The following is a 13,067-nucleotide window of genomic DNA, read 5'->3' as shown; positions in this document are numbered from 1 at the left end:
TTAGTTTTATGAATTAATATATTTATTATAAATAATAAAATTAAATTTGCATAAAATTTAATTTTTATTAATAAAAATTAAAAAACAAAAACGTAATGATTGATATTAACTTATCGAATAGTAGTAATTTTAATATTAAAAAGTATTTTTTTAAACTACTAAAATATTTGTTTTATAATAAACCTAAAAAAATATGAAAATTTAATTATATTAATTAATAAATTTAAACAAAATAATTTAATTAATTTAAAAAACACATGATATGTTAAAAAGTATTGTTAATATTGCAAATAAACGTATTCGAGATATTATAACTCAACGTTTTCAAAATATTATATTAAAATATAATCAAAATTTAGATAAATATCTAAATATAATTATAAAATCAATTGATTTTCACTTTTCAGTTATCAATAAAAGATAAAAACAATCTTAAAGTTATTTAAGATAACAAAAAACTTGCTTTATTTTATACGTAATATCATAAAAAACTTTAATTTTAATAAAATATTACAAAAAAACAACCATTATTCATAAAAATAAAAATAGATAAACTATTAAAAAATTTTTTTAACGTTATCATATGACTATTGTAATAAATGAATTTAGATTGATATCTAGACTTATAACTATTAACAATATTTTAAAACTAATTATAGGAAAATTCAAAAATAAATATAATAATCAAGACAACATGAATATTTATCAATTAAATAATTATTTTTATTCAAAACATACAATAACTCAAATAAAAATTTTTAATAAAACATTTAAAACTAATTTTAATAACAAAAAAGTAGATATACAAACGATTTAATAATACAAACTTTTAATAGTTTACATACACATAACAAAACAATAACAATAAATAACTATCAATTTAAAATTGTTATTATTGATAATTGTAAAATTATTCTTCTGCATATAAAAATAATAAAAAATAAAACAAAATCATAATTAAAAACTAAATTAAATACAATGAATTTATCTTTATTTACAAAAAAATATTTACAAATGTTTTTAAGTTTACTGTTTGGTTCAATAGGTGTACTAAGTTATTCTCCTTTCGATTTTTGGCCAGCAGCGATTCTTTCAATTCTATTTCTTCTTTTATTAACAATAGAAAAAAATATAAAACAATCTTTTATTATAGGATTTTTATGGGGAATTGGTTTTTTTGGAACAGGAATTAATTGGATTTATGTTAGTTTAACAAAATTTACTGATTTGCACTTATTTGTTAATATCTTTATAATTATATTATTAATAATATATCTTTCATTATATCCAGGAATTTTTGGAGCATTACTTACGTATTTTACACCAAAAACAAATATTTGAAGATTATGTTTTTTTTCACCTGCATTATGGCAATCTGTTGAATTTTTACGTAGTTTTATACTAACTGGGTTTCCTTGATTGCAATTCGGATATACCCAAATAAATGGTCCAATAAAATCATTAGCACCAATATTTGGTGTTGAAATGTTAACTTTTTTACTATTTAATATAACCGGTTTAATTACTTTATCAATTATTCGTAAAAATATTCTAATATTATTTTATAGTATATTTTTTTTATTTTTTTTATCATTAACAAGAAATTTAAAATGGACAAAAACATTAAATAATGAAAAAATAATTGTTTCATTAGTACAGGGTAATATAAAACAATCTTTAAATTGGGAACCTAATTTTTTAAAAAAAATCAAAAACATATACATAAATCTTTCGAAACCATATATAGGAAAAAGCAACATAATAATTTGGCCGGAATCTGCTATACCATCATTAGAATTTGAAAATCAATTTTGGTTAAAAACTATAGATGAAATTTTAAAAAAATCTAATACTAATTTAATAACAGGAATAATAGATATTGATCAAAAAAATACAAATAATAAATTATTAAATAGTATTATTGTATTAGGTAATAAAACACAATATAAATACCCAACAAAAAATAGATACGATAAACATCATTTGGTTCCATTTGGAGAATTTTTACCTATAGAAAAAATAATAAAACCCATTATGCAATTTTTAAACTTTAAAATACCAGAATTTTCTAAAGGTAATTACAAACAAAAACAATTAATAGTAAATAATATCAATATTACTGCTGCAATTTGTTATGAAATTATTTTAGGAACACAAATTCACGATAATTTTAACACATCAAGCAAATATTTACTTACTGTTTCTAATGATGTATGGTTTGGAAAAACGATAGGACCTTGGCAACATTTACAAATGGCAAGAATGCGTTCATTAGAATTAGGTAGACCACTGATATATGCTACAAATAACGGAATTACAGCTATAATAAACTCTTATGGGTCAATTCAAAACATAATACCACAATTTAAAACAACTGTACTAACAAGTGAAATTTATCCTTCAATAGGTACTACACCATATGTTTTTTGGGGAAATATTCCAACATGAATTATTACAATAATATTTATTATAGTAGGATATATTTTAAATCGTAATAAATAAATATTTTTTATATAATAAATAAAAATATTCAAATATAATATTTCACTACATAAGATATAAAATTACTCAATAAAATTAATTAAATTAAAATATAAAATACATTACTTAATTAGTTTTTTGTTGAAAATAAAATAATATATTTTGTTAAAAAACAATTAATTTAAATAAAATATTTAAAATACATAAAATTTTTTACTAAAAAACATAAATTTTTTATTAAAATATTTTTTTAAATACATGGTATAAGGATTTTTTTAAAATGAAAAAACAATACTGCCATAAAAATATAGAAAAAAAAATACAAAATTATTGGAAAAAAAATAAAACATTTAAAGTAATTGAAGATAAAAACAAAGAAAAATATTATTGTTTATCAATGATTCCTTATCCATCTGGAAAATTACATATGGGACATATACGAAATTATACAATTGGAGATGTTATATCTCGTTATCAACGTATGTTAGGTAAAAATGTTTTACAACCAATTGGTTGGGATGCATTTGGGTTACCTGCAGAAAATGCAGCTATAAAAAATAATACAACACCGGAAAAATGGACTTATAATAATATTCGCTATATGAGAAAACAATTAAAAACACTTGGATTTAGTTATGATTGGGATCGAGAAATAACTACTTGTAAACCAGAATATTATCGTTGGGAGCAATGGTTTTTTATAAAATTGTACAAAAAAAAATTAGTATATAAAAAATTATCATTAGTAAATTGGTGCCCAAACGACTTAACCGTTTTAGCTAATGAACAAGTTATTAATGGTAGATGTTGGAATTGTGATTCCATCATAGAACTAAAAAAAATTCCACAATGGTTTATTAAAATAACCGCATATGCAGAAGAATTATTAAATGATCTTGATAAACTTAAAAATTGGCCAAAACAAGTTAAAAATATGCAACGTAATTGGATTGGTAGAACAGAAGGAATAGAAATTGATTTCAATATAGTAAATACCAGTAAAATAATAACTATATACACAACAAATCTAAGTACTTTTATGGGTGCAACATTTATAGCAATAACAATTAATCATCCAATAATAAAAGAAATTGATATTAATAATCATAAAATTATTCAATTTATCAAAGAATGTAATGAAATAAAAAATAAAAAATTAAAAGAAACAAATATAAAAGGATTTTATTTAAATATGGATGTTATTCATCCATTAACAAAAAATTTTTTACCAATTTGGATTATTAATTTTATTCCTGTTGAATCAAATGATGAAGCAAATATAGCAATACCTGCACATAATAATACATATTTAAATTTTGCAAAAGAATATAACATTCCAATAAAAAAAGTTATTTCTATAGAAAATATTTTAATTAATTCAGAAGAATTTACAGGATTGAATCCTGAAACAGCATCAAAAAGTATTCTTAAAAAACTAATTTCAATTGGTGCAGGAAAACATAAAATTAATTATAAATTACATGATTGGTGTATTTCACGACAACGTTATTGGGGTACACCTATTCCAATAGCAACAATGAAAGATGGAAACATTATTACTATACCAGAAGAAGAATTACCTGTAATACATACTATTAATAACAAATTAAAAAATAACAATAAATATAAAAATATATCCATAAAAAATAAATTTGCATTTCGAGAAACAGACACATTCGATACTTTTATAGAATCATCTTGGTATTATGCACGTTACACTTGTCCTAAATATAACCATGGAATGATTGATCCAATAACAGCTGCATATTGGTTACCTGTAGACCAGTATATTGGTGGGATTGAACATGCAATTTTACATTTATTGTATTTTCGTTTATTCCATAAATTAATGAGAGATTTAAAATTAATAAATTCAGATGAACCAGTAAAAAATTTATTATGCCAAGGTATGGTTCTTTCTGATACATTTTACTATATTAAAAATAATGGACAACGAATTTGGGTGTCAAATGAAAATATTTCATTAAAACGTGATAATAAAAATAATATTATTAATGCAACAGACAACAAATGTCATAAATTAATTTATGCAGGTATGTGTAAAATGTCTAAATCTAAAAACAATGGTATAGATCCAGAAAAAATCATTGAAAAATATGGAGCGGATACTCTACGTTTATTTTTAATGTTTGCAGCTCCGCCAGAATCAACAATTGAATGGCAAGAATCTAATATTAAAGGAGCTAATCGTTTTATTAAAAAAATATGGAGTTTAGTTTATAACTTTACTCAAAAAAAAACAACATGTATTTTAATTAAAAAATCATTAACAACAGAACAAAAAAAAATACGTTATTTTTTACATAAAACAATTGAAAAAGTTACTGATGATATTGAACGAAGACATACATTTAATACAGCAATCGCGGCTATAATGAAATTCACAAATAAATTGTGTAATATACCACAAGAAACAAAAGAAGATTTAGCATTAATTAAAGAATCTTTAGAAGCAATCGTATTAATGTTATCACCAATTATTCCACATGTTTGTTTTGAAATGTGGAATTTTTTAGGACACAAAGAAAATATTGATTTTGTTAATTGGCCAACTGTTGATAAAAAAGCTATAAAAAATAATTTTCAACTAATTATTATTCAAATCAATGGAAAAACACGAGGATGTATTAATGTCCCAAATAACTCAAACGAAAATTTTATTTTTAATGAAGCACAAAAAAAATCAAATATATCTAAATATATTAAAAAAGGTAATATTATAAATACTATTTACATACCTAATAAATTATTAAATTTTATTATTAATTGATTTTTATTAATTATTAAAAACAAATGCATTATATAATTCTATTTTTATTTATTTTAATAAATACAGGATGTGGTTTTCATTTCCAAAAAAACATTTTTTCTGAAACAGAAAAAAAAGAACTGCAATTGAATTCAAATAAACAATATAGTTATTTTATAAAAACACTCATTGAACAATTAAAAATAAAAAATTTTGATCTATCAAAAACAAACAGAAATACACCAATATTAAATATAATTAATTTTTTTGAAGATACAAGAACTTTATCTATTTTTTGTGATGGAAAAGCAGCAGAAAAACAATTAATATTTACAATTAATACAGAATTAATAATAAATAATAATAAATTTTATAAATTAAATAATAAAATTGAACGTACTTTTTTCGAAAACAATTTAAAAGCATTAGCAAAAGATACTGAAAAAGATACTATTATGCAAGAAATGCAAGAAGAAGCTATTCATAATTTAATACATAACTTACTATTTATTTATTCACATAAAAAATAAAACGCAATTAAAATTATAAAACATATAAAATAATGAATCACATAAAACCAGAAAATTTAACATATTACTTACAAAAAAATTTTAAAAAATATTATTTAATTTATGGTACGGAACATTTTTTTATTAAAGAAAGTTTAAATAAAATCAAAAAAATAGCAAAAAAATATGGTTTTAATGAACATTTAACATTTTTTATAGAACAAAATACTGATTGGGAAAAAATTTTTATATTTTGTAAAACAAATAGCATTTTTTCTGTTCGTCAAACAATTACTTTAATATTTTATGATGATAACATAACACTTAATATTTCTGAAAAAATAAAACAAATAATAAATTTACTTCATAAAAATTTATTATTAATTTTAATAATTAATAATATTAATAAAAATAAAAAAAATAATGATTGGTTTAAATTAATTATTAATAATGGTATTCAAATTAACTGTTCTTCACTTAAATATCAAGATTTATCAACATGACTTACAAAAAAAACAAACAATATGAAACTATCATTAGATGACAAATCAAATCAACTACTTTGCTATTGTTATGAAGGAAACTTATTAGAACTCATGCAAACTTTAGAATTACTTTCTTTGTTATTTACAGATGGAAAAATAACTTATTCACGTATAAAAACTATTGTAAAAGATTCAGCCTATTTCACACCATACCATTGAATTAATACAGTATTAAAAGGTGATTTATATCGTTCATGGCATATTTTAAAAAAACTAAAACAAGAAAACATTAACCCATTAATATTATTACGAAACATTCAACGCGAACTAATATTATTAACAACTTTAAAATATCAAACATTAAATAAAAATTTTAAAATATCATTAAACAAAGATAAAATTTATCAAAACAATAGATGGTTATTAAATAAAACATTACAACAATTAACATTTAATCAATTACAAAATATTTTTTTATTATTAACAAAAATAGAACTAAATATAAAACAAAATATTTACTCATCAATATGGTTTGAATTACAATCATTATCTATGTTAATATCAAAAAAAAATACAATTTTTTTTAAAATTTAAAAAAACAAATGTTAAAAACTAATATAAAAAATATTTTACATACATTTTTTGGAGGAACTTTTGACCCAATTCATTATGGACATATACGACCTCTTGAGAATTTAGCTAAACAAATAGGATTAAATAAAATAAATTTATTACCTAACAATATTACTCCTAATCATAAAAAACCATATGCTAATTATAAACAACGAATAGAAATGATTAATTTAGCTATAAAAAATCGTCCGTTATTTAAAATTAATTTATATGAAAAAAAAAAAATAACTTCATATACTATTGATACATTAATAAATTTAAGAAAAAAAATTGGAATAAAACAACCAATAATTTTTATTATAGGCGAAGATTTATTGTTTTCTATTAATACATGGAAAAAATGGGATAAAATCTTAAATAATTGTCATTTATTAGTTTACCCACGAAATTGCTACAAAAAAATAAATAATTTAAAAATAAAAAATTGGTTATTTAAAAATTTAATAAACGATAATAAACGATTAAAATATTTTCCAAATGGATATATTTTTCTAGCAAAAACACCATTAGAAAATATTTCATCAACAGAAATACGTCAAAAAATTTTTCTTAATAAATCATGTGATAGTTTAACCCCAAAAACAGTTATACAATATATAAAACAACAAAATCTTTATCAAAAAATTTATTAAAAATAATAAAATAGATATTTATAATTAATATTAATATAATTTGTTAAATTAAAAATTAATTAAAAATAAAAATATAAAATTATTTCATGAAAAAACAATATCATTTTTTTCGAGATCATACAGCTGAATCTATTTTATTTATTCGTAGAACATTTATCTCATTCGTAATTATTATTATTTTAACATTAATTATAATTATTAATTTATTTAATTTACAAATTATAAAACATGAAGGTTACAAAACTCGATCAAATGATAACAGAATAAAACTTTTACCAATTTCACCAAGCAGAGGTATAATTTATGATAGAATGGGACGTCAATTAGCATTAAATAATACTTATTATCAATTAGAAATAATTCCTGAAAAAATCTTTTCATTAAAAGAAACATTTAATAAACTACGTGATATTGTCAATTTAACAAATGAAGAAATTTTTATTTTTCAAAAAGAACACAAACGGTCTCATAGTTTTACACCTATAATTTTAAAAAATCAATTAAACGAAATTCAAGTGGCACGTTTTTCAGTAAATCAATATCGTTTTCCAGGAGTTGAAATAAAAAGTTATCAACGAAGATTATATCCTTATGGACCAACACTCACACACATAATTGGTTATGTATCAAAAATTAATAATAAAGATTTAGAACAACTTGACAAAGAAAAACTTTTATCAAATTATACAGCAGATCATAATATAGGTAAAATAGGTATAGAACGATATTACGAAAAAATTTTACATGGAAAAACAGGATATGAAGAAGTCGAAATAAATAGCCATGGACGTGTAATACGTCAACTTCATAAACAACCACCTCAAGCTGGACATGATATATATTTAACTATAGATTTAAAATTACAAATTTACATTGAAAAAATTCTAAAAACAAGCAGAGCAGCAGTTATAGTAACAAATCCAAGAAATGGTGAAATATTAGCATTAGTATCAAATCCAAGTTATGATTCTAATCAATTTGTAAACGGGATTTCAAATAAAGATTATCAAACATTATTAAAAAATCCAAATAAACCACTAATTAATAGAACAATTCAAGGTATTTATCCTCCTGCATCAACAGTAAAACCTTTTATTTCAATAGCAGCATTAACTGAAAAAATAATTACTCCAAATACAATTATTTTTGATCCTGGATGGTGGCAGTTACCTGGATCAGAAAAACGATACCGTGATTGGAAACGATGGGGGCACGGTAAACTTAATATAATAAAATCAATTATTGAATCTTCAGATACATTTTTTTATCAAATTGCATATGATTTAGGTATTGATAAATTATCAAAATGGATGATACGTTTTGGTTTCGGTAAAAATACAGGAATTGATATTCTTGAAGAACGTTCAGGGATTATGCCGAATCGAAAATGGAAACAAAAAAAATATAAAAAACCTTGGTACCAAGGAGATACAATACCAATTGGTATTGGACAAGGTTATTGGACAGCAACACCAATTCAAATTTCTAATGCTTTAATGATACTAATTAATAATGGAAAAATAATAACACCACATTTATTATACAGTACAAAATTAGGAAATACAATTACTTTTTACAAAGAAAACAAAAAACAAAACAACACCATACATTCTTGTTTTTGGCAATTAGTAAAACAAGGAATGTATGGTGTTGCAAATGCATACAATGGTACAGTACAACATAACTTTATTAATACTACATATAAAGTAGCAGCTAAATCTGGTACTGCACAAATTTTTAGTTATAATACATATAATGCAAATAAATTAGCAGAACATTTAAGAGATCATAAATTAATGATAGCATATGCTCCATATGATAAACCATCAATAGCTATTTCTATTATTTTAGAAAACGGCGGAGTAGGAAATATTTCAATCGGGAATATTGTTAGACAAATATTTGATTTTATATTAATAAATAATAATAAAAATACTTCGTCAAAAAAAAATATATAAATATAATATAAAATTATTAATATTTTTTTATAAAAAACATGAAATATAACTATATTACGAACAACAATAAAAAAAAATCATTATTAAAACGTTTTCATATTGATATACCAATGTTATTAATTATTACTGCATTACTTATATATAGTATATTTGTTATGTGGAGCGCATGTGGACAAGATATATATAAAATAGAAAAAAAAATTACACAAATAATAAGTGGTATTATAATTATGTTTTTAATGGCTCAAATTTCTCCTCGTATATACGAAAAATTAGCTATACACTTATTTATTTTTTGTATTATTTTATTAATATTAGCTAACATTTTTGGAGAAATAACAAAAGGAGCTCAACGTTGGTTAGATTTTGGATTTATTCGTTTTCAACCTTCAGAAATTGCTAAAATTGCTGTACCTTTAATGATTGCACGTTTTATAAACAGAAATTCATATCCACCATCTTCTAAAAAAACATTAATAGCATTAATAATTATTAGCATACCAACTTTATTAGTAGCAATACAACCAGATTTAGGAACAGCAATTCTTATTGCTTTATCTGGTATATTTGTTTTATTTCTAGCAGGAATAAGTTGAAAATTAATAATCATTTCGATAATAATATTATCATTATTTATTCCATTTCTTTGGTACTTTTTAATGCATGATTATCAACGATCACGTATTATTATGCTGTTAAATCCTGATTCTGACCCATTAGGCGCTGGATATCATATAATTCAATCTAAAATTGCTATAGGATCAGGTGGTTTTACTGGAAAAGGTTGGTTACAAGGAACGCAATCACAACTTGAATTTCTTCCAGAAAGACATACAGATTTTATTTTTGCTGTTTTAGCAGAAGAATTAGGTTTAATTGGGGTATTAATATTATTAACATTATATATTTTATTAGTAATAAGATGTTTATATATCGCAAATAATGCACAAAATACTTTTGGCCGAATTATAGTTGGTAGTTTAACATTAATATTTTTTATATATTGTTTCGTAAACATTGGTATGGTAAGCGGGATATTACCAATTGTAGGTATACCACTTCCATTAATGAGTTATGGGGGGTCAGCATTAATAGTATTAATGTCAAGTTTTGGAATAATTATGTCGATACATACTAATAAAAAATTTTTATCAAAAAGTTTATAATTTTTAAAAACTTTATTCAAAAAAATATCTTAATATAAAATTAAGAATATCCAAAAAATTCATCTTTTGTTGAACGTTCAAGTAAAGAACGAACAACTTCTAATAAATTTTTATTAAAATAAACAATTTCATAAATTTGTTGAGTAATTGGCATTTCAACATTTTTAGAATTAGCTAATATTTTTACTTCTCTTATATTATGATATCCTTCAATAATTTTTCCAATTTTATTTTCTGCTTCTTTAACAGAAAAGCCAGAACCAAGCATTAATCCAAATTTACGATTACGAGATTTATCATCAGTACACGTTAACACTAAATCACCTAATCCTGACATTCCCATAAATGATGATATATTTGCACCTAATGCAATACCAAGTCGACTCATTTCAGCTAAACCACGAGTAATTAATGCAGTACGAGCATTAGAACCAAAACCCATACCATCAGATATTCCTACACCTATAGCTATAATATTCTTAACTACACCACCTACTTGAACTCCAATCATATCTCTATTTTTATAAACACGAAAATTTTTATCACAATGAAATATTTTTTGTAAATCATCAGCAAATTTATCGTTGCTTGCTGCTATAACAATAGCTGTAGGCATTCCTTTTGCTAATTCTATTGCAAAAGTCGGACCTGATAATACTGCAAGATGAATTTTTTCTCCTAATATTTCACGAGCTACATCTTGTAATAAACGTCCAGTATTTTTTTCTAATCCCTTAGTAGCCCAAATTATACGAGAATCATTTTTTAAAAATGGTTTTATTTGTCTTAAAACATCACCAAAAACATAACTTGGAACAACAATCAAAATATTTTTATTCATATTAACAGCAATTTCTAAATTTGTTTCAAGTAATAATTTTTCAGGAAAACTGATATCAGGTAAAAATTTTTTATTCATTCTATCTTGTTTTAATTTCTTAATATGATTTATTTTATGCCCCCACAAAACAACTTCATGTTTATTACTAGATAACATAACTGCTAAAGCAGTTCCATAAGAACCAGCACCAATTATTGTAATTGAATAAGTCTTCATTAAAAACCTTTTTATTTTTTTTAATTTAAATTATTTTTATCATAAAAAATAAAAAAATAAAATAAAAATATAAAAAAAATTATTTTTTATAAAAATTTATATAAAACTACAATTATTTAGTATATAGTATATTTTATCGTTTTTTTTAAATATAAAAATTATTTATATTTTATACAAAACATTTTATGTTTTATAATAAAAACCATAAAAAATTACAATTTTTTATAAATAAACATTTTAAAAATAACATATTTTATTACATAAAAAACTTTAACAATTTTTAAAAAAAAACAAAATTATAAATATTATCTAAAAACAAAAAAATTAAATTTTAAATAATAAAAAACTAATCCCATTTTAATAATACTTTTCCTGATAAACCATTTTTCATTATATCAATACCTTTTTGAAAATCATCAACAATAAATTCATGAGTAATAATTTTAGATAAATTTAAACCAGATTGAATTAAAGAAGTCATTTTATACCAAGTTTCAAATAATTCTCTACCATATATTCCTTTTATAAAAACTCCTTTAGATATTATTTTATTTAAATCTACTGTACTAGGTGATTTAGAAATACCAAGTAATGAAATTTTTCCACCATAACTAATAACATCAATCATATTTTGAAAAGCTTTATCTGATCCAGAAGCTTCAAGTCCTACACCAAAACCTTCTTTTATTCCTAATTCATCCATTACATCAAAAATATTTTTATATAAAACATTAACTGTTTTTAAAATACCATTTTTCTTTGCTAATTCTAATCTATAATCATTAATATCTGTAATAACCACATGTCTAGCTCCAACATGATGACAAACTAAAGCAGACATAATTCCAATTGGACCAGCACCAGAAATTAATACATCTTCACCTGATAAATCAAACGAAAGAGCAGTATGAACTGCATTACCAAAAGGATCAAAAATAGCAGCAATATCATCTGTAATAAAATCTGGAATTTTAAATACGTTAAAAGAAGGAACAACTAAATATTCTGCAAAACAACCAGGTCTATTTATACCAACATTAATAGTTTTTCTACAAAGATGAAAAATACCTCTTTTACAATTTCTACAATTTAAGCACACAATATGTCCGTCACTAGAAACTCTATCTCCTATTTTATAATTTTTTACATATTGTCCAATTTTAATAATTTCCCCCATATATTCATGACCTATAATAATCGGGACAGGAATTGTTTTTTTAGCCCAATTATCCCAATTATATATATGTATATCCGTACCACATATTGCTGTTTTACGGATTTTAATCATAACATCACTATCACCAAGTTCAGGTTCAGGAGTATCAATTAACCATAAACCAGGTTTTTCTTTTAATTTAGATATAGCTTTCATAAAA

General features: G+C 22.1%; 11 protein-coding genes. 9 read left to right on the top strand and 2 right to left on the bottom strand.

The window, feature by feature from the left end; all coding sequences use genetic code 4:
• Positions 1–262: 262 nt before the first annotated feature.
• The 9 genes from AAGD61_RS00280 (at position 263) to mrdB (ending at position 10,634) form a co-directional block, all read left to right on the top strand.
• Positions 263–424, top strand: a complete 162-nt coding sequence (locus AAGD61_RS00280) for a hypothetical protein (RefSeq protein ID WP_341765053.1) — start codon at positions 263–265, stop codon at positions 422–424.
• 159 nt (positions 425–583) lie between these two features.
• Entirely contained in the window at positions 584–817 is a 234-nt protein-coding gene (locus AAGD61_RS00275; RefSeq protein WP_341765052.1) for a hypothetical protein, read from the top strand.
• A gap of 161 nt (positions 818–978) precedes the next feature.
• Positions 979–2,502, top strand: a complete 1,524-nt coding sequence (lnt, locus tag AAGD61_RS00270; RefSeq protein ID WP_341765051.1) for an apolipoprotein N-acyltransferase — start codon at positions 979–981, stop codon at positions 2,500–2,502.
• Between the two features lie 259 nt (positions 2,503–2,761).
• Positions 2,762–5,308, top strand: coding sequence for a leucine--tRNA ligase (gene leuS / locus AAGD61_RS00265; protein WP_341765050.1), 2,547 nt, complete (start codon positions 2,762–2,764; stop codon positions 5,306–5,308).
• Positions 5,296–5,781, top strand: a complete 486-nt coding sequence (gene lptE, locus AAGD61_RS00260) for an LPS assembly lipoprotein LptE (protein WP_341765049.1) — start codon at positions 5,296–5,298, stop codon at positions 5,779–5,781. Before leuS ends, lptE begins: the two co-directional genes overlap by 13 nt.
• A gap of 32 nt (positions 5,782–5,813) precedes the next feature.
• Positions 5,814–6,839 (top strand): DNA polymerase III subunit delta, encoded by a 1,026-nt coding sequence (gene holA / locus AAGD61_RS00255; RefSeq protein ID WP_341765048.1) that lies wholly within the window; start codon positions 5,814–5,816, stop codon positions 6,837–6,839.
• An 8-nt stretch (positions 6,840–6,847) separates the two neighbouring features.
• Positions 6,848–7,510: a nicotinate-nucleotide adenylyltransferase gene (gene nadD, locus AAGD61_RS00250; RefSeq protein WP_341765047.1), complete on the top strand. Its 663-nt coding sequence runs from the start codon at positions 6,848–6,850 to the stop codon at positions 7,508–7,510.
• Between the two features lie 86 nt (positions 7,511–7,596).
• Complete coding sequence (gene mrdA, locus AAGD61_RS00245) at positions 7,597–9,468, top strand: peptidoglycan DD-transpeptidase MrdA (RefSeq protein WP_341765046.1); 1,872 nt, start codon at positions 7,597–7,599, stop codon at positions 9,466–9,468.
• Positions 9,469–9,521: 53 nt separating this feature from the next.
• Positions 9,522–10,634 (top strand): peptidoglycan glycosyltransferase MrdB, encoded by a 1,113-nt coding sequence (gene mrdB / locus AAGD61_RS00240; RefSeq protein ID WP_341765284.1) that lies wholly within the window; start codon positions 9,522–9,524, stop codon positions 10,632–10,634.
• Positions 10,635–10,674: 40 nt separating this feature from the next.
• Here the strand turns inward: mrdB and gpsA are convergent, their stop codons facing one another.
• Together gpsA and tdh are read right to left on the bottom strand one after the other, a co-directional pair.
• Positions 10,675–11,691, bottom strand: coding sequence for an NAD(P)H-dependent glycerol-3-phosphate dehydrogenase (gene gpsA, locus AAGD61_RS00235; RefSeq protein ID WP_341765045.1), 1,017 nt, complete (start codon positions 11,689–11,691; stop codon positions 10,675–10,677).
• Positions 11,692–12,037: 346 nt separating this feature from the next.
• On the bottom strand, positions 12,038–13,063 hold the full coding sequence (gene tdh / locus AAGD61_RS00230; protein WP_341765044.1) for an L-threonine 3-dehydrogenase: 1,026 nt from the start codon (positions 13,061–13,063) through the stop codon (positions 12,038–12,040).
• Positions 13,064–13,067 lie beyond the last annotated feature (4 nt).

The sequence above is a fragment of the Candidatus Providencia siddallii genome (assembly GCF_964026685.1).
GTDB classification, from domain to species: domain Bacteria; phylum Pseudomonadota; class Gammaproteobacteria; order Enterobacterales; family Enterobacteriaceae; genus Providencia_A; species Providencia_A siddallii_A.
Note: the sequence above shows the minus strand (reverse complement) of the source record. Positions and strands in the feature narration are given on the sequence as shown.